Source organism: Nocardia brasiliensis, assembly GCF_042691675.1.
GTDB lineage: Bacteria > Actinomycetota > Actinomycetes > Mycobacteriales > Mycobacteriaceae > Nocardia > Nocardia brasiliensis_D.
This window is the reverse complement of the sequence record NZ_CP170507.1, coordinates 130976-153166: the sequence shown is the minus strand read 5'-3', so window position 1 is coordinate 153166 and position 22191 is coordinate 130976. Positions and strand designations below refer to the sequence as shown.

Sequence of the window (22191 nt, the reverse complement as noted above, 5' to 3'; positions counted from 1 at the left end):
AAAGGTACAGACGCCGCCGCGCCATTCGAAACTCCGACGTTGTCCGATTTCCGTCAATTTGCCCAAAGACGCAGGTCCACACCACAACCCGGCACCGACCCCGCACACCGGCCGATCCGGCCCTCCGACCCGTCGCCGAAATGCGTGCAACCCCACGGCAATCCACCCAGAACAAAGGCGCCTGTGGACAGCTGTCCACAGGCGCCTTTTCCGCTCCGGTAAGAGAGGGGTTCAGCTCATCGTTGCGCGACCATGGTGGGGGTGATGGGCGCGGGCAGCGCCGTTTCACCTTCCAGGAAGCGGTCCACCGCGGCGGCCGCGGCGCGGCCTTCGGCGATGGCCCAGACGATGAGGGATTGGCCGCGGCCCATGTCGCCCGCGACGAAGACGCCGGGGATGTTGGTCGCCCAGTTCTTGTCGCGCTGGACATTGCCGCGCTGGTCGTAGCCGACGCCGAGATCTTCGAGCAGGCCGGGCTTTTCCGGTCCGGTGAAGCCCATGGCGAGCAGGACGAGGTCGGCCTCGAGGGTGAAGTCGGTGCCGTCCACCTTCTCGAAGCGGCCGTTGACCATCTTGACCTCGTGCGCCTGCAGGCCGGTGACCTTGCCGTCCGCGCCGATGAAACGCTCGGTGTTCACCGAGAACACCCGCTCGCCGCCTTCTTCGTGCGCCGAGGACACCCGGTACATGAGCGGGTAGGTCGGCCACGGCGTAGAGGCGGCACGCTCGGCCGGTGGGCGCGGCATGATCTCGAACTGGTGGACGCTCGCGGCGCCCTGCCGGTGCGAGGTGCCGAGGCAGTCGGCACCGGTGTCGCCGCCGCCGATGATGATGACCTTCTTGCCCTTGGCATGGATGGGCGGCAGGCCGTTCTCATCGGTGACGTCGTCGCCGAGCTGCACCCGGTTGGCCCACGGCAGGAACTCCATGGCCTGGTGGATGCCGTCGAGTTCGCGGCCGGGGATCGGCAGGTCACGCGCCAGGGTGGCGCCGCCGGACAGCACGACCGCGTCGTAGGTTTCGCGCAGCTGCTCGGCGGAGATGTCGACACCGACGTTCACACCGGTCTTGAAGATGGTGCCCTCGGCCTCCATCTGCGCGAGACGGCGGTCGATGAAACGCTTCTCCATCTTGAATTCCGGGATGCCGTAGCGCAGCAGCCCGCCGATGCGGTCGGCCCGCTCGAACACGGTGACGGTGTGACCGGCCCGGGTGAGCTGCTGTGCCGCGGCGAGTCCGGCGGGACCGGAGCCGACGACGGCGACCCGCTTGCCGGTCAGGCGGGTCGGGTAGACCGGGGTCACCCAACCCTCGTCGAAGGCGTTCTCGATCAGGTCGACCTCGACCTGCTTGATGGTCACCGGGTCCTGGTTGATGCCGAGGACGCAGGACGCCTCACACGGTGCCGGGCACAACCGCCCGGTGAACTCCGGGAAGTTGTTGGTGGCGTGCAGCCGGTCGATGCCTTCGCGCCACTGCCCCTTGTACACCAGGTCGTTCCACTCGGGGATCAGGTTGCCCAGCGGGCAGCCGTTGTGGCAGAACGGAATACCGCAGTCCATGCAGCGGCTGGCCTGTCGCTGCAGGGTCTCCTTCGGATACCCCTGCTCATAGACCTCTTTCCAGTCCATCAGCCGCAGCGGAACCGGCCGACGGGTCGGCAGCTCTCGCGTGGTGTGCTTCAAAAATCCCTGTGGGTCAGCCACGAGCGGCCTCCATAATCGCCTCGTCCACGTCCTTGCCGCTCTTCTCAGCTTCGGAGATGGCGAGCAAAACCTTCTTGTATTCGCGCGGCATGACCTTGACGAAGTGGTTCACCTGCTGCGACCAATCGCCCAGAATGCGTTCGGCGACAGCGGAACCCGTCTGATCACGGTGCTGGGTGATGATGTCGCGCAGCCAGGTGAAGTCGTCACCGGACAGCTGCTCGACGGCATCGGCCTGCTCGGGGTTGAGCTTGGCCTCGAAGGTGCCGTTCGGGTTGTAGACGAACGCGACACCGCCGGACATGCCGGCACCGAAGTTACGGCCGGTCTCGCCGAGGATGACGACCCGGCCACCGGTCATGTACTCCAGACCGTGGTCGCCGACCCCCTCGACCACCGCGAGGGCACCCGAGTTACGGACGGCGAAGCGCTCGCCGACCACGCCGCGGATGAACGCCTTGCCGTTGGTGGCGCCGAACAGGATCACGTTGCCCGCGATGATGTTCTCTTCCGCCACGAACTCGGCCGGTGCGTTCAGCGACGGACGCACCACCAGGTGGCCGCCGGAAAGTCCCTTGCCGACATAGTCGTTCGCGTCACCCTGCACCCGCAGCGTGATGCCCGCGGGCACGAAGGCGCCGAAGCTGTTGCCCGCCGAGCCGGTGAAGGTGATGTCGATGGTGTCGTCGGGCAGGCCCGCGCCACCGTAGAGCTTGGTCACCTCGTGGCCGAGCATGGTGCCGACGGTGCGGTTCACGTTCGTGATCTTGGTTTCGAACTTCACCGCCTGGCCCCGCTCGAGCGCGTCCCGGCTCTGCGTGATCAGCTGCTGGTCCAGTGCCTTGTCCAGGCCGTGATCCTGCGTCTTGGTGCAGCGCCGGTCCTGGTACATGAACGCGGTCTCGACATCGTCGAGGATCGGCGACAGGTCCAGCTTGCTGGCCTTCCAGTGCTGCTTGGCCTTGGTGGTGTCGAGCAGATCGACCCGGCCGATGGCCTCGTCCAGCGTGCGGAAACCCAACTGCGCCAGCAGTTCCCGGACCTCTTCGGCGATGAACAGCATGAAGTTCTCGACGAATTCCGGCTTGCCGGTGAAGCGTTCGCGCAGTACCGGGTTCTGCGTCGCGACACCGACGGGGCAGGTGTCGAGGTGGCAGACCCGCATCATGATGCAGCCCGAAACCACCAAAGGCGCGGTGGCGAAACCGAATTCCTCGGCGCCGAGCAGCGCGGCGACCATCACGTCGCGGCCGGTCTTCATCTGACCGTCCACCTGCACGACGATGCGGTCACGAAGTCCGTTGAGCAGCAACGTCTGCTGGGTCTCGGCCAGGCCGAGCTCCCACGGACCACCCGCGTGCTTGAGCGAGGTCAGCGGCGACGCGCCGGTGCCGCCGTCGTGACCGGAGATCAGCACCACGTCCGCGTGCGCCTTGGACACACCGGCCGCGACCGTGCCGACACCGGGCTCCGCAACAAGTTTCACGTGAATCCGCGCCTGCGGGTTCGCGTTCTTCAGGTCGTGGATCAGCTGCGCCAGATCCTCGATGGAGTAGATGTCGTGGTGCGGCGGCGGCGAGATCAGGCCGACACCCGGCGTCGAGTGCCGCACCTCGGCGACCCACGGGTACACCTTGTGCGCCGGCAGCTGGCCGCCCTCACCGGGCTTCGCGCCCTGCGCCATCTTGATCTGGATATCGGTGCAGTTGGTCAGGTAGTGCGCGGTCACGCCGAAGCGGCCGGAGGCCACCTGCTTGATCGCGCTGCGCCGCCAGTCGCCGTTCTCCTCCGGCTCGAAGCGCGCCGGGGATTCGCCGCCCTCACCCGAGTTCGACCGGCCGCCGAGGCGGTTCATCGCGATGGCGAGCGTCTCGTGCGCCTCGGCCGAGATGGAGCCGTAGCTCATCGCGCCGGTGGAGAATCGCTTCACGATCTCCGAGGCGGGCTCGACCTCGTCGATCGGGATCGACGCGCGCTCCTTCTTGAACTTGAACAGGCCGCGCAGCGAGGCGAGCCGCTCGGTCTGGTCGTCGACCATCTTGGTGTACTCCTTGAAGATGGAGTACTGACCGGTGCGGGTGGCGTGCTGCAGCTTGAACACGGTGTCCGGGTTGAACAGGTGGTACTCACCCTCGCGCCGCCACTGGTATTCGCCGCCCACCTCGAGCTCGCGATGCGCGCGCTCGTTGCGGTTCTCCAGGAACGCGACCCGGTGCCGCTCGGCGACGTCGGCGGCGATCTCCTCGAGGCCGATGCCGTCCAGGTGCGAGCGCAGGCCGGTGAAGTACTCGTCGGCCAGCTCCTGGGACAGGCCGATCACCTGGAACAGCTGCGCGCCGGTGTAGGAGGCCAGCGTGGAGATGCCCATCTTGGACATCACCTTCAGCACGCCCTTGCTGGCGGCCTTGTTGTAGTTGGCGACCGCCTTGCGGAAGTCCTCGGCGTGATCGCCGGTGCTGCCCGGCATTTCGAGCGCGCCGCGCTCCAGCATGTCCTCGATGGTCTCGAAGGCCATGTACGGGTTGATCGCGGCCGCGCCGAAGCCGACCAGCATGGCCATGTGGTGCACCTCGCGGGCGTCACCGGCCTCGACGACCAGGCCGACCATGGTGCGGGTGCGCTCACGGACGAGGTGATGGTGCACCGACGCGGTCAGCAGCAGCGACGGGATCGGCGCCAGCTTCTCGTTGGACTCACGATCGGACAGCACGACAATCCGCGCGCCGCCGTCGATGGCGGCCGACACCTGGGTGTTGATCGCCTTGAGCGCCTTGCGAAGTCCCTTGCCACCCTTCGCGACCGGGTACAGGCCGCGCACGATCACCGAACGCAGCTCGGGCTGCGAGCCGTCGTCGTTGATGTGCACCAGCTTGGCCAGCTGGTCGTTGTCGATGATCGGCGATTCGATCGCGATCTGCTTACACGACTCGGGGCCGGGGTGCATCAGGTCGGCCTCGGGGCCGATGGCCCGGCGCAGGCTGGTCACCACCTCTTCCCGGATCGCGTCCAACGGCGGGTTGGTGACCTGCGCGAACAGCTGGGAGAAGTAGTCGAACAGCAGCCGGGGCCGAGACGAGAGCACCGCGATCGGGGTGTCGGTACCCATCGAGCCGAGCGCTTCGCCGCCGGTCTTGGCCATCGGCGAGATCAGCAGGTTCAGTTCTTCGTTGGTGTATCCGAAGATCTGCTGGCGGATCAGCACCCGGTCGTGCGACATGTGCACGTGCGGGCGGTCGGGCAGGTCCTCGAGCTTGGTCACACCCGCGTCCAGCCATTCCTGGTACGGGTGCTCGGCCGCAAGTTGGGTCTTCAGCTCGTCATCGCCGACGATGCGGCCCTGCGAGGTGTCGACCAGGAACATGCGACCGGGTTGTAGTCGAACCTTGCGGACCACCTTGGACGGGTCGATGTCGAGCACGCCGACCTCGGACGCCATCACGACGAGGCCGTCGTCGGTGATCCAGATGCGGCTGGGGCGCAGGCCGTTGCGGTCGAGCACGGCGCCGACGACGGTGCCGTCGGAGAAGCACACCGACGCGGGGCCGTCCCACGGCTCCATCAGCATCGAGTGGTACTCGTAGAAGGCGCGACGCCGCTGATCCATCGTCTCGTTGCGTTCCCACGCCTCGGGGATCATCATCAGCACCGCGTGCGGCAAGCTGCGCCCACCCAGGTGCAGCAGTTCCAGCACCTCGTCGAAGCGCGCGGTATCGCTCGCCCCCGGGGTACAGACCGGGAAGATCTTCTCCAGCCGGTTGTTGCCCGCGGAGTCGGTGCCGAAGATGTCCGAACGCAGCAGCGCCTCGCGCGCCCGCATCCAGTTCTCGTTGCCGGTGACGGTGTTGATCTCACCGTTGTGTGCGACCCGGCGGAACGGATGCGCCAGCGGCCAGGACGGGAAGGTGTTGGTGGAGAAGCGCGAGTGCACGATGCCGAGAGCGGACTCCACCCGGCCGTCCTGCAGGTCCAGGTAGAACGCGCGCAGCTGGGGCGTGGTGAACATGCCCTTGTAGACGAAGGTCTGGCCGGACAGGCTCGGGAAGTACACCGACTCCTTGCCGACCGTGCCCTCGCCGGGGCCCGCCTTGCCGAGCTCGTGTTCGACCCGCTTGCGGATGACGTAAGCGCGGCGCTCCAGGTCCATTCCGGACAGTTCCTCGGCCGCACCCCTCGGAGAGCCGATGAAGATCTGCCGGAACGTCGGCATGGCATCGCGGGCCAGCGCGCCGAGCGACGACTCGTCGATCGGCACATCACGCCAGCCGTAGACCTCGAGGCCCTCTTCCTTGACGATCTTCTCCACGCCGTAGGCGGCGCGAGCGGCCTCGCGACGGGCCTGCGGCAGGAAGGCGATACCGGAGGCGTAGGAGCCTTCCGGCGGCAACTCGAAGTCCACGATGGCGCGGAAGAACCGGTCCGGAAGCTGGATCAGGATGCCGGCGCCGTCACCACTGTTGGGTTCGGCACCCGCGGCCCCACGGTGCTCCAGGTTCAACAGAGCCGTAATAGCCTTGTCGACGATGTCGCGGCTGCGGCGGCCGTGCATGTCGACGACGAAGGCGACGCCGCAGGCGTCGTGTTCGTTCGCCGGGTCGTAGAGCCCGATCGGTCCAGGTGACCTGTGGCCAGGAAGTTGCGTCATGCCTCTGCCTTCAAGAAGTGGCGTTCGAAGAAAAAGAAGAACTGCCTTTCGTTCGAATGCCTCCGTACAAGACTGCGCCCGTACGTTCCGAAACCAGCCGCGCTGATGGTCTTCGGCGTGCAGTCACGTCTCCAGTTGTTTCACCCGCTTCAGTGACGTAGTGGGTGCTCGTCGGTAACAGATCTCTAACGAGATCCTTACCTCCGTGCGGGTTCTCGCCAGCTACGCTGAGCACCGGTCCAGGAGCTGCCCGAGCGGGCGAGGGTGCCGATCATTCTGTGTCCGGCGTAAGAGCAAACGATAAGTCAGGTCCGGGGCCCAACCAACTTAGGCTGCACTAATAACTGGGTCTAGCTGGGCTTCTTCATTCGGTCCTCCACGTGTGCGCGTCGTCCAGTGTAAGGCAGCGGGCACCGCGCGATCGAGCACGCGACGCCGGATGTGACCCATTGGTAGCCAACACGCGACAGCGGCGCCGAACCTCACGAAACGGTCAAGAAACCGCCCTCACCTGCATCGAAGATGGTTTCCCAGGCTCAGCACCCGGCAAACCAGCCGACGGCGGCTAACTCCGGCGTGGCCTGTTCGAGAGATTTCCGACAGCCTTCTGACGAGCCCGAGCTGTGATCCGACCATCCGGATTCTTTTGTCCGCTGTGTTCTTCAGCACATATTCAGCAAACTGGCCCGAGTGGTATTCGACACATTCTGACGGCCGAAATCTATACACCGTCAGGGCGGAATAGGTGCGACTTATTGCGGGGCGGCGCGCCTTTCACCGAATATTCGCCGCCGGACGAGACATTCAGTGTGAAGTCCGCGCTTAAGAAAGGGTTAAGCAGCGGCGCGGAAATCGTTCAGCGGGGAGCACACAGCGTTCAGCGAGAGCACATCGCGTTCAGCGTGGCGCACACAGCGCGGCTGCGGCTCGCACGAGCGCCAGTTGATGCAAGGCGTCGGTATTACCGGCGGTGAATACACCGAAGACACTGCGCGCCACCCTTTCCGCGCAATCCGGCGCGGTCAGCTCGGCTCGCCTGGCGGCCAGCTGGTCGACGATCTCGACATTCACCCGGTCGATCACCGGACGCACCGACGCCAGATTCGGCGGTGAGCTGGGCACGGCCGCGGGGTCGAAGCGCCAGCGGGTGATCAAGCCGCGCTGCACTGTCTTGTTGGCCTCGATCTGACCTGCGAACACCTGCCGCACCCAGTTCTCCGGCAGGTCGAGACCGGCGCCGAGCCGGGCCATCGCGTCGTAGACCACGGCCTCCCGGGCCGGATCGTCGATTGTCGGCTCGGTCCCGGTTTCGGCGGCCGACGCCCACTTCGCCGCCGCCACCGCGTCGCCGGTGTCGAGTCGTTCGAGCACCAGCGCGACCAGTCGATCCAACGACCGATGCTGGTCGCTGCCGGGATCCGCGCTCGCGCTAACCGGCGACATGATCAGTGCCGCCGACACGACCAACAGCATGCCAAGGCGCATGACCTGACCTCCTGAGATGACTCCCGCGGAAACGGATCATCGAGTCAGAGTAAGCGGGTTCGGACACCCATACCCGCACGCCATGCCTGGTTTTGTGAGCCTGGCCACATACGCCCGCTCGTACTCGGTGTGTCGGGTTCGGTCCTGTCACGCTGTGACAACGAAACCGTGACGGTTTCGGCGAGCATGCGAAATCGACTGGGACCAAGAGGATGTGAGTTCCCATGACCGTCACCGGCTTGTTCACCTGGCTCGGCGGAGGTCTGCACAGCGAAGTCGCCTACCGCCACGAGCACACGGGATACGCCGTCACCGGAGCGGTAGTGCTGTTGTTCGCGACCGTGTCCGGTCTGGTCACCGCGCTCGCCCTGGCCTCGACCGGCACCTGGGCGCTGCTCGCGGTCGTCGCGGTGGCGCTGCTCGTCGCGGTGCTCGCGGGTGCGGTCGCGCGGGCGCTGGCGACCGCACGACCCGGCGGTGAGCCCGACCGGCTCGGCCTGCTCGCCCGCATCGCCGTTGCCGTGCTGGCCGGTGGGTTGCTCGCCGAACTGGCCGCCATCGTCGTCTTCGGCGGCAGTGTCGATCGGACCCTCGACGAAAGAGCCCAGCGCGCGGTCGCCTCGGCGCCGCAGGTCGTCACCGCCCGCGCGGATCTCGACCGGGCCCGCGCCGACCGGACCGCACTGGATCAGTCGATCGCCGGGGCGCAGGCCGATCTCGACCGTTGGCTGGTGATCGCCCGCTGCGAATTCAACCCGAGCCCCGAGTGCCCACAGACCCGGATCACCGGCGTGCCGGGGCGCGGACCGGAAGCTCTGACCGCCAACGACCTGCTCGATGACGCCCGCAAGCAGCTGGCCGCGGCGCAGGGCCGGGCCGACGGGCTGGACCAACGGATCGCCGACGAGGAAAAGACGGTGGCCGCAGCCGAATCCGCGGCTTTCGCGGGCGCCGACCGCGGTCTCGGCGCGCGCTGGCAGGCCATGAACGACTACACCACGCACAACTCCGGCGCGCTGCCGCTGCGCATCCTGACGATCGTCGCCTCGATCGCGCTCGCGCTGCTGCCACTGCTGCTGCGCTGGTGGCGCGGGCGGACCTCGTTCGACCGGCGAATCGCCGCCCAGCAGGTGCAGGACCAGGCCGAACGTGAGGCCGACGCCGCCATCGCCGTCAAACGGGCCGAGGTGCGCGCCGAGGCGGAAGCCTTACGCGCCGAACAACAACTCACCGCCGCTCGCCTCGCCGTCGAGGCGGACACCGCCATCGACCGGGAGCGGCAGCGCACCAGGATCGTCGCGGCCGTCGGCGGCTTGGAAATCGGGATCACCGAACCGCCACGCCGCCCCGAACTGCCAGCCGGAACGGCTGACGACCGAAAGGACAGCACCGTGTCTGCCGAAGGATTCGCGACGCCGAACCTGCCCGCCCCCGTGACCACGCACGCGCTCGCGCCGAGCACCGGCGCGCCGGCTCCCAGCTCCGGCGGCGGCCTGGAACTGCCGCTGATCGGCACCGTGCCGTTCACCGACACCGCGGCCCGATTGATCCGCCCGCTGGTCCCGTCGTTCGTGGCCAACGCGATCGACAACGCCACCCACCCGCTGCGCACGGCGCGGCAGGCGTTCGAAGAGGTCGAGGAGATCACCTTCACGCTGCGCCGCACCCGCAAGGTCACCGTCGACACCCAGGGCTCGCCCGACCAGGGGCAGACGGGCTACCGCCGCCCGCCGGGCTCGCCCGACGAATGGCACGCCCAGCGCGTGGCCGCGACGGTGGTCGACGCCGACTATCAGCAGCAGGATCCGCGCTACTCGGCCCTACCGCACGGGTCGGGCGCCCAGCCGCCCGGGCTGTCGGCCGCCGATGGTCCCGACGAACTGACCGGGCGTCGGCAATCCGAACTGCCCGGCCGGGGTCAGCGCCAACTGCCGCGCGGCAACTGATTGCCGACCGTGCGGGCCCTTCGAGGTAGTCGATCGAGCCGGGGCCGCCCGGTCTCGCAGACACATCCGCAGGTCAGGGCCGCGCGGTGCCCGGTGCGTCGTGGTCGCGCCCGACCGGTGCGCCGCTCGGTCGCCCCGGCCGCACGAGCCGATTCAGATGCCCGAGCACGACCGATGCTGGAGGCGCTGGGTCGATCCTGGACGTCGGGACCGGCTCTGCGCGGGTGGCCCGGCCTAGGCTTACATCTCATGGCCCACAGTGACGTGTCGACAGCAGCGTTCGGGTCGCGGCTGCTGGGACCGGTGGACGAGTCCTCGGGCATGCGGCGGATCCGGGTCCAGCTGTTGCTGACCGTGCCGTTGGTCGGCGCGAACCTCACCGGCATGGCCGTCACTTTCGCACTCATCGGGTTCGTCCTGCCGGGGCCGACGGTGTTCACTCGCGACCTGCTGCTGCTCGACGTCATCGCGACGCCGTTGTACGCGGCGTTGGCGTTGCTGGTCGGCATGTGGTGGGGCACGGTGCGGGGTCTGCGCACCCTGCGCTGGGCGATTCAGCCGGACCAGGTGCCCACCGAGGCGGAGCAGATCGCCGCCGCCGCGGTGCCGCGGCACCTGGTGTTGCAGCAGGCGGTGCTGTGGTCCGGGGCCGCGGCCGTGCTGACGCCGCTCTACGGCTTGGTCGAGCCCGCACTCATTCCCAAGATCCTGCTCGGCATCGGTTTCAGTGCCATCGTGGTCTGCGCGAACGGGTACCTGATCGCCGAGTTCGCCCTGCGGGCGGTGACCGCGCGAGTCTTGGACGCGGCCCCGTCGCGGCGGCGGCGCGGGATGGGTGTCTTCTCCCGTTCGATGGTGGCCTGGATGCTGGGCGCCGGTGTGCCGGTGACCCTTTCGATGATCGTGGCGGGCTGGGCGCTGGTCGACTCCTCGGTCAGCACGGCCCGGCTGGCGGTCTGTGTGTTGTCGCTGGGCGGTGCCACCCTGGTGTTCGGTCTGCTGCTGATGATGCAGACGGTGTCGGCGATCATCGCACCGATTCGTGGCGTACGGCGCGCGCTGCGCCAGGTCGAGGACGGCGACCTGGACGTGGCGATCACCGTCTACGACGGCACCGAATTGGGTGAGCTGCAAAGCGGTTTCAACCACATGGTGGAGGGTCTGCGGGAGCGCGAGCAGATCAGGGACCTGTTCGGCAGGCACGTCGGGCGCGACGTCGCCGATGCGGCGCTGGCCGGGAATCCGACGCTCGGCGGCGTGGAAACCGAGGCGGCGGCGCTGTTCATCGACATCGTCGGATCGACGACCATGGCCGCGACGTTGCCCGCCGCCGAGATGGTCGCCATCCTCAACCGCTTCTTCGGCATCGTGGTGGACGAGGTCGAGGAGCACGGTGGACTGCTCAACAAGTTCGAGGGCGACGCCGCGCTGGCCGTGTTCGGCACGCCCGCGGCCCTTCCCGACGCGTCGGGGGCGGCGCTGGCCTGCGCCAGGGCGATCCGGCGGCGACTCGACGCGACCGCCACCGACTTCATCGCCGCGATCGGCGTCGCCGCGGGCCGGGTGGTCGCGGGCAATGTCGGCGCCAGGCAGCGCTACGAGTTCACCGTCATCGGCGACGCGGTCAACGAGGCCGCCCGGCTGTGCGAACTCGCCAAGCAGGACGACCTATTGCTGGCCTCCGCCAATACCATTGCCACCGCGGACGCCACCGAGGCCGCCCATTGGCAGCTCGGCGAATCCGTCACCCTCCGCGGCCGCCTCGCCCCCACCCAGCTCGCCCGGCCGCGTACTTGACATCCCGCGCTACAACAGAACTCGCGCCCGCTCCGGTGACCGGAGCGGGCGCGAGTTCGCTGAGCGGCACTGATTACGGACGGGCCGTACGCAATCGGAACGCCACTACCGCGGCAATGAGCAGGATCGACGCCGTGCCGACCGCCGCGAAGTGGATGCCCGAGACGAACGACTCCTGCACCGAGGTGAGGAAGGCGCCCGACACCGTCTCCGGTAGTTGTCGCGCGAAACCCGTAGCCGCGCCGAGGGATTCCGTCGCGACACCGACCTGGTCGCCGGGCACGCCGGTCAGGTCGATGCCATTACGGAAGATCGCCATGACCACGCTGCCGAGGACGGCGACGCCGAGCGCGATGCCGGTTTCATAGGCGGTTTCCGAGACCGCCGCCGCCGCACCGGCCCGCTCGGCCGGCGCCGAACTGATCACCAGGTCCGACGAAACCGTCAGGGCGATACCGACACCCGCGCCGACGAACAGGAAGCCGAGGATGAACGGCGTCGTGCTGGTCGCGCCGTCCGGGCTGAGCCAGAGGAACAACGCCGACCCGAACGCGGCGACGATCAGTGCACCACCGAGCACCAGTCCGGGCCGCACCCGCTGCACCAGCCACGCCGAGGCGAGCGCCGCGACGACGCTGGCGGCCAGACCGGGCAGCAACAGCAATCCGGCTTCCAGCGGCGAGTGCCCGAGCACCAGCTGCAGGTATTGCGAACCGAAGAACAGCACGCCGGCCAGTGCGAACACCGCGAGCAGGTTGGTGAGCACCGCGGTGCGGAACCTGGGTAGCGCGAACAACTTCAGGTCGAGCATCGGATTCGCCAGCGTCCGCTGCCTGCGCACGAACACCACACCCGCGATCACGCCGACCGCCGCGATCACCGCCAGCCGCACGCCGAGTCCGTGTGCCGCCGACTCCTTCACCGCGTACACGATCGGCACCAGCGCGAGCATCGACAGCCCCGCACTCGGCAGGTCGAATCGACCCGGGTTCGGGTCACGCGATTCCGGAACGAGGAACGGGCCCAAGGCGATCAGCACCAGCATTACCGGCAGGTTCACCAGGAACACCGAACCCCACCAGTAGTGCTCGAGCAGCCAGCCGCCGAGCAGCGGACCCGCCGCGGCACCGCCACCGGCCATCGCGCTCCATACCGCGACGGCCACGGTCCGCTGGCGCGGATCGAGGAACATCGAGCGGATCAGGCCGAGGGTCGCGGGCATCAGGGTCGCACCGGCGACACCCTGCAGCACCCGCGCGCCGATCAGCATTTCCGGCGAGACGGCCCACGCGGCGAGCACCGAGGCGACGCCGAAACCGGCCGCGCCGATGAGCAGCAGTCTGCGGCGGCCGATCCGGTCGCCCAGGTTGCCCATCATCACCAGCAGACCGGCCAGCACGAACGAGTACACGTCGATGATCCACAGCAGCTGCGGCGTGGTCGGCGCCAGATCGGCGCTGATCGCGGGCACGGCGAGGTCGAGCACCGTCGCGTCGACGGCGAGCAGCAGCAGGGCAAGGGCGAGCACGGCAAGACCGGCCCACTCGCGCGCGGTGGCGCGCGGCGGGGTCTCGGCTGCGAGCCCGGGTGTCCGGGGGTTCTTCGCGGTCTGTGTGGTCATTGGCTTTCTCGACTTCCGTCGCATTCTTCTTACCGTCCAGACGGTACAGTACCAGACCTTACCGTCCAGCCGGTACACTCATCCGGGTGACGGCAAACACCCGCGACCGGATCCTGGACGCGCTCGAATCCCTGCTCCTGGAAAAAGGCATGTCGCACGTGACGCTGGAGAATGTCGCGGCCAACGCGGGCGTCTCCAAGGGCGGCCTGCTCTATCACTTCAAGAGCAAGGACGCGCTGCTCGCCGGGCTGGTCCGGCGGCTGACCGAACGCGCGAATCAGCAACTGAACGATGCCACCGAGCGCGGCCAGTCGGTCGCCGAGTGGTACTTGCAGACGCCGAATCCGGACAACGCCACCGACGCGGTGGAACTCGAGCTCTACCGTTCCATGCTGGCCACCATGCGCACCATCGACGCCGCGACCGACACCGAGACCGACGAGGTACAGCAGGCGTTGGTCGACATGATGGGCTCCTGGTCGGACGGATTGGACAAGGAGATCGCCGACCCGGTCCAGGCCGACATCGTCCAACTTGTCGGTGACGGCGTTTACCTGCGCGCCCTACTCGGTCTGCCGCAGATCGCCCCGGCCCGCTACCGCCAGGTGGTGGACCGCCTACTCGACCGCTGACCGCCGGTCCACGGCCGGACTCCGGCCGGTAGCGCCGGTTACACTCGGCCCGTGCTACCAGCCGCCGACCCGGCCGGTGCCGTCGGGGCGGGAGACGATCCGGTACCAGGGTCCCCTGGAACGACGGTGCCGATCCGTCCGATGACCTTCCGCGAACTGCTGGATGTGCCGTTCGCATTGATCCAGGCAAACCTGCTCGCGCTGGCCTGGTTGAGCTTGTCGACGCTGGTCGTCGCGGAGGTCGTGGTCGTCACGGTCACCGCGGGCATCTCGCACCTGACGGACGGCTCGGACCAGGGCACCGCGTACGCGGCGATCCTGTCGACGGCGGCCTGTGTGTGGCTGATGCGGTTCTTGCTTCGCGGTACGACCGTCGCCATCGGGCTGGCGAGTGTGGCGGGCGTTCCGATCGGCTGGCGCACGGCGCTGCGCGGGTTCGGCGCGGCGGCGGGGCCTTTGCTGGTGTTCCAGGTGCTCTACACCCTCGTCGGGGTGGGCGTGCTCGCGTTGTCCGGTCTGCTCATCGTCACCTTTCCGTTGGGTGTGATCTGGCTGGCCTGGCTGCGAGCCAAGCGATTCGTCGCGGTGCCGGTGATGTTCGCCGAACGCGCCTCGTATCGAGCGGCCGTCGCGCGCTCGAAACTGCTGGCCGCCGGTGCGGAGTGGCAGACGGCGGGGCTGTGGCTCGGTCAGCGCTGTCTGCTCGTCCTGTTGTGTGTGCCGCTGTTGGGGATTCCCTGGTATCTGCGCGATTTCTCCGGAACCCAGCGGTGGGCGGTGATCGTGCTGCTCACCGGCGGCGTGCTGTTGATCGCCGCGTTCGGTGAGGTCGTCGAGTCGGCCACCCGGGTGGTGTCGTATGTCGACCGACGCTGCCGCCGAGAAGGCATGGACATTCGCATCCCGGGTCACGAGGCGCGATGAGCGAACACGACGAAGCGCCGCAACACAACTCGGCCGGGACCGCGGGTGAGCCGCCGAGTCCACCGCGCCTCGGTGCCGCGGCCGACCATCGCGCGGCCGCCGAAAATGCCGCGCAGCGCCGGGATTTCGACAACGCACTGCGCGAACGGTTCCGTGCCGTACTGCGTGGGCTGGAGCAGCGCGGCGTGCTGGAGGTGCGGCGGTCCCGCACGGCACGGGAGACCGCCGACGACGTGACAACCGCGCTGCCGCTCGACGAAGCGTCTGAATTGGACCCGGCCGCACGCAGTTTCGACGAAGTCGTCTACGGCGGGCGGCGGGCGACCGAGGACGAGTACCGCCGACTCGAATACGCCGACCGGTTCTCCGCGGCGGCCCCGCCACCCGCACCGGAACACACGGAAATCACCGCCACAGAGCAGGCGCCGCGCTCCCGCCGAGGACTGCCGCCGCTGCCGGAGCTGTTGCGCGATCCCAAGTTCTGGGCCGCCCTCGCCGGTGCCGTCGTGCTGCTGCTCCTGCTCTACGCGGCGCTGCGGTCGTGCGGTGCGCCGAACGCCCCGACACCCCAGGAACCACCGGATATGCCGCGCTCCAGGCCACCACGAGACTCCGGCGGCGGCTCCGGCTTCGGCGCCGGTGACGAGCCGATCTGGGAGCGGTTGCCCGCACCGGTCTTCTTCGGCGGACTGCAATTCCTGATCGCCGCCGCCCTGGTGGTGTGGTGGCGGGCCCGGCGGCGCGGCGCGCTGGTGCGCGAACCCCGCCCGGTGGAGGTCGCGGCCAACGAGCTGCTGGCCGGGCAGGCCGCACTGTACCGACGCTCGAAGGACCACGAGCACGTCGCGGGCAAGCTGCGCGCGGCGACACTGCGCCGCATCCGGCCGACGCTCGGGATGACCGCGGACACCCCACCGGACCATTTCGTCGCCGCCGTCGTTGCCCGCACCGGCGCCGACCCGAACCAGGTCGGCCTCGCCCTGTTCGGTGCGGTACCCGACGCGGACACCTTGGAACTTGTTGCTACCCAACTCGAGTGGATCGAAGCGGAGGTCGGATGAGCCATCATCGCGTAGCGCCCGACCGGCCGACCGGGCGCGGGAACTCCCGCATGACATTGGAGGTCGGATGACCATCCCTACGGACACCAACCACACGCCCACCGCAGAGCAGGCGGGTGCCGCGTTCGCGGCATTGCGCGCCGAGATCGGCAAGGCGGTGGTCGGCAACGACAACGCGATCATGTACCTGGTGCTCGCGCTGCTGTGCCGTGGGCACGTGCTGCTCGAAGGCGTTCCCGGCGTGGCGAAGACGCTGCTGGTGCGGGCGTTGGCGACGGCACTGGATCTGGACCATGCCAGGGTGCAGTTCACCCCGGACCTGATGCCGGGCGATGTCACCGGCTCGCAGATCTACGACCCGCACTCCGCGGAGTTCACCTTCCGGCACGGACCGGTGTTCACCAACCTGCTGCTCGCCGACGAAATCAACCGCACGCCACCGAAGACCCAGTCGGCGCTGCTGGAATCGATGGAGGAGCGCCAGGTTTCGGTCGATGGCAAGCCGCGTCCGCTACCCGATCCGTTCGTCGTGGTCGCCACCCAGAACCCGATCGAGCAGGAGGGCACCTATCCGCTGCCGGAGGCGCAGCTGGACCGGTTCCTGTTCAAGGTCGACATCCAATTGCCCGGTCGCGACGACGAATTCCGCATCCTGCAGCGGCACGCCGCGGGCTTCGACCCACGCGATCTGGCGGCGGCCGGATTGCGTCCGGTGGCGGGCCCCGCGCACATCGCGGCGGGACGGGTGGCGGTCGGCCAGGTGACGATCAGCCCCGAAGTGCTCGCGTACACCGTCGACGTCTGCCGGGCCACCCGGATGTCCCCCGCGGTGCAGCACGGTGCGTCCACTCGCGGCGCCACCGCGCTGATGGCGGCCTCGCGCGCGTTCGCCTGGCTGAACGGACGCGGTTTCGTCACCCCCGACGACGTCAAATCTGTTGCCGTCGCGGTACTCCGGCATCGGCTGCAACTGCGGCCGGAGGCGGAGCTGGACGGCGTGACCACCGAGGGTGTCATGTCGTCGCTGCTGCTGTCGGTCCCGGTTCCGGTGTAGTCCGTGGTCGTCACCGGTCGGCTGGCCGCCACGGCGGGCGTGCTCGCGCTGTTCGTCACCTTCGTCGTTCCCTCCTGGGTCGGCGTGCTGGTCGCGACGGGTGCGCTGGCCGCCGCGCTGCTGTTCGACCTCGGTGCGGTCGGCCGGGCGCGCGATCTGACGCTGTCCAGGGAGCCGTTGACCACGGTCCGGCTCGGCCGCGGCACCGAGGTGGAGCTCGTCGCGGTGAACAACGGCTCCCGCGTCCTGCGTGGCACTGTGTGGGACGACTGGCCGGACAGCGCGCACGCCGAAAACCGCACGCATCGTTTGGATTTGCCGCCCGCCACGCTGGTCCGCTTTCGTACGACGCTCACCCCGACTTATCGCGGCGACCGGGCGGCGGGCCCGGTGACCGTGCGATTGATCGGTCCGCTCGGGCTGGCGGGTAGACAGACACGCCGCGACGTTCCGGCCCGAGTGCGCGCGCTGCCACCGTTCCGGAGTGAGCGGCTGCTGCGCTCGAAAGTCAAACGGCTGCAACAGCTCGATGGCCGAAACGTGGCGAATTCGCGCGGGCAGGGCACCGAGTTCGATTCGTTCCGCGAATACGTCGCGGGCGACGACGTGCGCGCCATCGATTGGCGGGCCACCGCCCGCGCCACCGACGTGCTGGTGCGCACCTGGCGGCCGGAACGCCACCGGCACATGCTGATGCTGCTGGACACCGGCCGGGTCAGCGCGGGCCGGGTCGGTGACGGTACCCGCCTGGACGCGAGCATCGAGGCCGCGCTGCTGCTCGGCGGCCTGGCCGCCGCCGCGGGTGACTCGGTCGACCTGCTCGCCTATGACCGGTCCCCGCGCGCCGAGGTCCGCGGTATCAGCGGAAAGAGCTTGCAGCTAAAGCTGATGCACGCACTGGCGGGCATCACACCCGCCCTGGTCGACACCGACAGCGCGGGCCTGGTGCGCGCCGCCATCCAGCGCACCCGCCGCCGCAGCCTGGTCGTCTGGTTCACCAGTCTCGACGGTGCCGCGGTCGAGGAAAACCTGCTGCCCGTGCTGCCGACCCTCGCCCAGCGTCACCGAGTGCTGATCGTCTCGGTCACCGACCCCGATATCGCCGCGGCCGCCACCCGTCGCGCCACCCGCGCCGACCTGTACCCCGCCGCCGTCGCCGAAACCATCCTCGCCGAACGCGCCCTGGTTCAGGAATCCCTGCGCCGCAAGGGGATCGCCGTCATCGCCGCCTCCCCCGCCCACCTGCCCGAAGCCCTCGCCGACGAATACCTGGAACTGAAACAGTCCGGCACGATGTAGCCGACTCCCGCATCCGGCGCGAGGAGAGCATCATGGATGCCATGGCTGATCTTGCTGCGTTCGTCCGGGGGCTGCCGAAGGCCGAGTTGCATCTGCATCTGGAGGGGACGCTGGAGCCGGAGTTGAAGTTCCGGTTGGCCCGGCGCAATGGGATGGAGCTGGCCGAGCAGACCGTGGATGAGGTCAAGCAGACCTATCAGTTCCACGATCTGACCTCGTTCCTGCAGGTGTACTACCCCGCCATGCAGGTGCTGCAAGAGACCGCGGACTTTCACGAGCTGGCCTTCGACTACCTGACGCGGGCACACGACCAGGGCATCCGGCATGTGGAGATGTTCTTCGACCCGCAGGCGCACACGGGCCGCGGCGTCGCGTTCGGCACCGTGCTCGACGGATACCGCTCGGCGATCGTGCGAGCGCGGCGGGAGTTCGGGATCTCCGCCGAGCTGATCCTGTGTTTCCTGCGCGACTACTCCGCCGAGTACGCGATGGCGACGCTGCTGGAGGCGCTGCCGTACCGCGACTGGATCATCGGCGTCGGGCTGGACTCGGACGAACGCGGCAACCCGCCGAGCAAGTTCGCGGCCGTCTTCGCCCGCGCCCGCCGCGAGGGCTTCTTGCTGACGATGCACTGCGATATCGACCAACCGAACTCGATCGAACACATCAGGCAGGCGCTGGAGGATATCGGCGTCGACCGCCTCGATCACGGCACCAATATCGTCGAGGACGATCGGCTGGTCGAGCTGGCCAAGGCCAAGGGGATCGGCCTGACCTGCTGTCCGGTCTCGAATTCGTTCGTCACCAGCCAGATGAAGTCCGATGAGATCGTCGGACTGTTGAATCGCGGGCTCACCGTGACGGTGAACAGCGACGATCCCGCGTACTTCGGCGCATACGCGGCGCAGAACTATGTGGCGCTCGCCGAACACGCCGGTCTCGACATCGATCAGGTGGTGACGCTGGCGAAGAACTCGTTCCGCGCCTCGTGGCTCACCCCCGCGCGCCTGGACCGCTTCCTCCGCGAGATCGACGACTACGTCGCGGCCAACCGGTAAGCGACTACCGACCCGCTGGAATCGGGGCCGGTCCCGGCGGGAAGACCGGGAACATCGGTGGCGGCAGCGCCCGGCGTTGCCGCTCGGCGATAACCGCACCGAGAATCTGCAACGGCGGGTACCCCTGCGGGACGGGGACCTGGAGTCGCGCGCACAGCGGCCACGAGGGCGCCGCCCAACTCGTGTTGCGCGGCGGGTGTAAGGGTGCGGAACCTGCTCAGATACTGACGCACCGCGAGCGCCAGCTCCTCCGGCAGCATGGCCAGCTGCAGCGGCGCGGCCCACCCCGCCAGCCACGGCGGCGCGATCGCGAGCAGCGGGACCGGCAGCGGCCGCTCCGCGTGCACGACCACGGTGCCCGCGAGCACGTCACCGATCCGGCGCGCGTTCGGTGAGCACAGCGAGGTGAGCACCGCGACGGCACCGAACAGGCCGAGCATCCAGAAGTCGACGATCGCGCCGGCCAGCCCGCGGGTGAGCGCGTGCCGGAAGTCGATCGGGCCGCCGTCGGCGCGCACCACCCGCAGACCGACCAGCAGCTTTCCCAATGTGCGCCCCCGCCAAGCGGTTTCGCACGCCACCGGATAACCGACCAGCACCCCGACGATGCTCACCAGCACGACCACCTGCAGCCACGCCGAATCCGCCTCCGCGGGCAGCAGCACGGTGACGGCGAGCACGAGCAGGATGCAGGCCAGCACGAACTGCACCACCACGTCGACGAGGAACGCGGTGGCTCTGGTGGGGATCCGGGCGATCGGCAGCTCGAGGGCGACCGCTTCGCCGGTGGTGAATTCAGCCATGTCGATAGCATTCTTCCGACCGGTGGTAGCGGGAGGCAACCGATGGATGTAGACGCGTACAGCTACGCACACCGAAGGACCTGGGAGCGGCTCGACTATCTGGCCAAGCGGGGGCGGCTCACCGGGGCCGAGGCGGATGAACTCGTCACGCTGTACCGGCGCACGTCGCAGCAGTTGGCGCGGCTGCAATCGCACAGTCCCGATCCGGAACTGATCGCCGGCTTGAGCGCACTGCTGGCCAGGGCTCGCGGCAAGGTGATCGGTACCAGGACCGATACCTGGCAGGAGATCGGCCGGTTCGTCACCCACAGTTTTCCCGCCGCCCTGTATCGGGCGTGGCCGTGGTGGGTCAGTGTGGCCGCGGTGTTCCTGCTGGTGTCCGCCGGGTTGGCTACATGGGTGGACCGGTCCGATTCGGCGCGTACGGTTCTCGGCATTCCGGAGGACACCCGCGCGCTGACTCAGCGTGGCGGCGCATTCGAGACTTACTACTCCGAACATCCCCAAGGCGCGTTCGCCGCGCAGGTGTGGACGAACAACGCGTGGGTGGCGGCGATCGCGTTGTTCACCGGGGTGCTGATCCTGCCCGCGGTGTATCTGCTGTTCATGAACGCGCTCAATCTCGGCGTTTCGGCGGGGTTGATGGCCGACGCGGGGCGGCTCGATGCGTTCTTCGGTTTCATCTTGCCGCACGGCACGCTGGAGCTGACCGCGATCTTCGTGGCGGGTGGTGCGGGCCTGAAACTCGGTTGGACGCTGATAGATCCGGGTCGGCTCAGCCGGGTGGCGGCGGTGGCGCGACAGGGCAGGGCGACCGCGACGGTGGCGCTCGGGTTGGTCGGAGTGCTGCTGGTGTGCGGCGGCATCGAGGGTTTTGTGACGCCGAGCGCGCTGCCCGCTCCGGTGCGCGTCGCGATCGGGTTCGCCGCCGAGGCGTTGTTCCTGGTCTATGTGTTCGGGGTGGGTCGGCGGGCGGTGCTGGCGAAGGCCGAGCGTGCGCTGGATGAGTCCGGTGACGGGTCGGGCGCGGGGCGGTAGACAACCTCGGGCACACGCTGAGCGAAGCGGGTTCGGACAATCGGTAGCAACGCCGTGTCACGGCTCGGTTTCGATGTCCCCCATTTGAGTTCCGCTGGCCGCAGCGAGTCGAGCTCAGCTGCGGCCAGCGTTGCCGTTGACTCTACACAATCGTTATGCCGATGCAACCCTTGTCGCTCGTGTCAAGCGTATAAAGCAGCATGCCAGCAAACCAAGGTGAGGACACAGTTTTTCACACTTCCAGCTAACTCGTGGCTGCCTCTGCGGCGACCCTTTCGATGCGGTCGCGAGTCACCGATCGGGCGAATCCGCAGGTCCGCCTATATCCACTTCGTCGCGGTACAAACATTCTTCACACGATTAGCTAAGGCATCGACATAGACCGCTCGATGCCGGAGCTGCACGTCCGGTGACCTGCGGGTTCGCCTCGGATAATGCCGATAGCTAGACGGTGGATGAACAGAAAGCGACCTTAGGTTTGTTTACAGCGTAATTAACACGATGCATACCTGGTTGAACCACCTGTGGACATGCATGTGTCTTGTCAAGATCAGGAATAACCAGGCGCCGAAAGGTGTCTACCCACCTGCGCCGACAGGGGCCGTTCAGCACCTCGACCGCAACCTCGAGTGGGTATGTGATCTTCGCCTCACCCACCGCACGAGGACCGGCGAACGCGGCGAAATCGGCACGGCGACAAGCGTTCCCCGGCGGTCCCTGGCTGGCGCGAACTTCGGCCGCCAACGATGCACAACTGTTGGCCGCCGTGCCACGCGACCGCACAACGCTCCCGCTCGTCCACAGGCTGGGGGTCGCGCCGAATCCACCGCTGTGGACAGGGTCGGCAGGCCCTGTTGACACTCCGGTTGCCGCCGACCGCTCCGATCGATGTGCACACCCTGGCTGCTCGGCGTCATCCACAATGCCAGCGCTGCGTCAACAGTTTTCGCCGCTGGTTTTCCGCCCGACCCGGACAGTCATCCACAGCCACGAGCCAGGCTCTTCTGAGTCGATCAGGCCGCAATGCTCGAGCTCAGGCAGGCAAAGCGAAAATGAACACCACTGGGCCATCCCGAAACAACACACAGCCTCATCCACAGCCTCGCCGTCCTGCCGCCAAACCTG

General features: G+C 68.0%; 14 protein-coding genes. 9 read left to right on the top strand and 5 right to left on the bottom strand.

Going from position 1 to position 22191, the window contains the following annotated elements; all coding sequences use genetic code 11:
• Positions 1-236: 236 nt before the first annotated feature.
• The 3 genes from ACFK0J_RS00930 to aroQ form a co-directional block, all read right to left on the bottom strand.
• Positions 237-1706 (bottom strand): glutamate synthase subunit beta, encoded by a 1470-nt coding sequence (locus ACFK0J_RS00930; protein WP_378735614.1) that lies wholly within the window; start codon positions 1704-1706, stop codon positions 237-239.
• On the bottom strand, positions 1699-6348 hold the full coding sequence (gene gltB, locus ACFK0J_RS00925; RefSeq protein ID WP_378735612.1) for a glutamate synthase large subunit: 4650 nt from the start codon (positions 6346-6348) through the stop codon (positions 1699-1701). The genes ACFK0J_RS00930 and gltB overlap by 8 nt, the downstream gene beginning before the upstream one ends.
• An 897-nt stretch (positions 6349-7245) precedes the next feature.
• Entirely contained in the window at positions 7246-7833 is a 588-nt protein-coding gene (gene aroQ / locus ACFK0J_RS00920) for a gamma subclass chorismate mutase AroQ (protein ID WP_378735610.1), read from the bottom strand.
• A gap of 224 nt (positions 7834-8057) precedes the next feature.
• On the opposite strand from aroQ, the gene ACFK0J_RS00915 reads away from it, so the two are divergent.
• Positions 8058-9779 carry a DUF4407 domain-containing protein gene (locus tag ACFK0J_RS00915; protein WP_378735608.1) on the top strand — a complete coding sequence of 574 codons (1722 nt, stop codon included), beginning with the start codon at positions 8058-8060 and terminating at the stop codon, positions 9777-9779.
• Between the two features lie 249 nt (positions 9780-10028).
• The gene (locus ACFK0J_RS00910) at positions 10029-11576 is read left to right on the top strand and encodes an adenylate/guanylate cyclase domain-containing protein (protein WP_378735606.1); all 1548 of its coding nucleotides are present in this window, start codon (positions 10029-10031) and stop codon (positions 11574-11576) included.
• 73 nt (positions 11577-11649) lie between these two features.
• Here the strand turns inward: ACFK0J_RS00910 and ACFK0J_RS00905 are convergent, their stop codons facing one another.
• A complete protein-coding gene (locus tag ACFK0J_RS00905) occupies positions 11650-13197 on the bottom strand; it encodes an MFS transporter (protein ID WP_378735604.1) in 1548 nt (515 codons plus the stop codon).
• A gap of 86 nt (positions 13198-13283) precedes the next feature.
• Here ACFK0J_RS00905 and ACFK0J_RS00900 point away from each other — a divergent pair, with 86 nt between their 5' ends.
• The 6 genes from ACFK0J_RS00900 to add all read left to right on the top strand — a co-directional run bounded on the left by ACFK0J_RS00900 (position 13284) and on the right by add (position 19225).
• Positions 13284-13829, top strand: coding sequence for a TetR/AcrR family transcriptional regulator (locus ACFK0J_RS00900; protein WP_378735602.1), 546 nt, complete (start codon positions 13284-13286; stop codon positions 13827-13829).
• 51 nt (positions 13830-13880) lie between these two features.
• Positions 13881-14753: a hypothetical protein gene (locus tag ACFK0J_RS00895; protein WP_378735600.1), complete on the top strand. Its 873-nt coding sequence runs from the start codon at positions 13881-13883 to the stop codon at positions 14751-14753.
• Positions 14750-15814, top strand: a complete 1065-nt coding sequence (locus ACFK0J_RS00890) for a DUF4129 domain-containing protein (RefSeq protein WP_378735598.1) — start codon at positions 14750-14752, stop codon at positions 15812-15814. The genes ACFK0J_RS00895 and ACFK0J_RS00890 overlap by 4 nt, the downstream gene beginning before the upstream one ends.
• Before the next feature lie 67 nt (positions 15815-15881).
• On the top strand, positions 15882-16868 hold the full coding sequence (locus ACFK0J_RS00885; protein ID WP_378735596.1) for an AAA family ATPase: 987 nt from the start codon (positions 15882-15884) through the stop codon (positions 16866-16868).
• A gap of 3 nt (positions 16869-16871) precedes the next feature.
• Positions 16872-18167: a DUF58 domain-containing protein gene (locus ACFK0J_RS00880; RefSeq protein WP_378735594.1), complete on the top strand. Its 1296-nt coding sequence runs from the start codon at positions 16872-16874 to the stop codon at positions 18165-18167.
• Between the two features lie 41 nt (positions 18168-18208).
• A complete protein-coding gene (gene add, locus ACFK0J_RS00875; RefSeq protein ID WP_378735592.1) occupies positions 18209-19225 on the top strand; it encodes an adenosine deaminase in 1017 nt (338 codons plus the stop codon).
• Here the strand turns inward: add and ACFK0J_RS00870 are convergent.
• Complete coding sequence (locus tag ACFK0J_RS00870; protein WP_378735590.1) at positions 19204-20028, bottom strand: RDD family protein; 825 nt, start codon at positions 20026-20028, stop codon at positions 19204-19206. The two genes, add and ACFK0J_RS00870, sit on opposite strands and share 22 nt — an antisense overlap.
• Before the next feature lie 42 nt (positions 20029-20070).
• Here ACFK0J_RS00870 and ACFK0J_RS00865 point away from each other — a divergent pair, with 42 nt between their 5' ends.
• Positions 20071-21066, top strand: a complete 996-nt coding sequence (locus ACFK0J_RS00865; RefSeq protein ID WP_378735588.1) for a stage II sporulation protein M — start codon at positions 20071-20073, stop codon at positions 21064-21066.
• Positions 21067-22191: the final 1125 nt, after the last annotated feature.

Coding starts and splice junctions, on each gene's coding strand:
- add (WP_378735592.1), top strand. CDS start 18,209: ATGGCTGATCTTGCTGCGTTCGTCCGGGGGCTGCCGAAGGCCGAGTTG.
- aroQ (WP_378735610.1), bottom strand. CDS start 7,833: ATGCGCCTTGGCATGCTGTTGGTCGTGTCGGCGGCACTGATCATGTCG.
- ACFK0J_RS00890 (WP_378735598.1), top strand. CDS start 14,750: ATGAGCGAACACGACGAAGCGCCGCAACACAACTCGGCCGGGACCGCG.
- gltB (WP_378735612.1), bottom strand. CDS start 6,348: ATGACGCAACTTCCTGGCCACAGGTCACCTGGACCGATCGGGCTCTAC.
- ACFK0J_RS00870 (WP_378735590.1), bottom strand. CDS start 20,028: ATGGCTGAATTCACCACCGGCGAAGCGGTCGCCCTCGAGCTGCCGATC.
- ACFK0J_RS00910 (WP_378735606.1), top strand. CDS start 10,029: ATGGCCCACAGTGACGTGTCGACAGCAGCGTTCGGGTCGCGGCTGCTG.
- ACFK0J_RS00915 (WP_378735608.1), top strand. CDS start 8,058: ATGACCGTCACCGGCTTGTTCACCTGGCTCGGCGGAGGTCTGCACAGC.
- ACFK0J_RS00905 (WP_378735604.1), bottom strand. CDS start 13,197: ATGACCACACAGACCGCGAAGAACCCCCGGACACCCGGGCTCGCAGCC.
- ACFK0J_RS00885 (WP_378735596.1), top strand. CDS start 15,882: ATGACCATCCCTACGGACACCAACCACACGCCCACCGCAGAGCAGGCG.
- ACFK0J_RS00865 (WP_378735588.1), top strand. CDS start 20,071: ATGGATGTAGACGCGTACAGCTACGCACACCGAAGGACCTGGGAGCGG.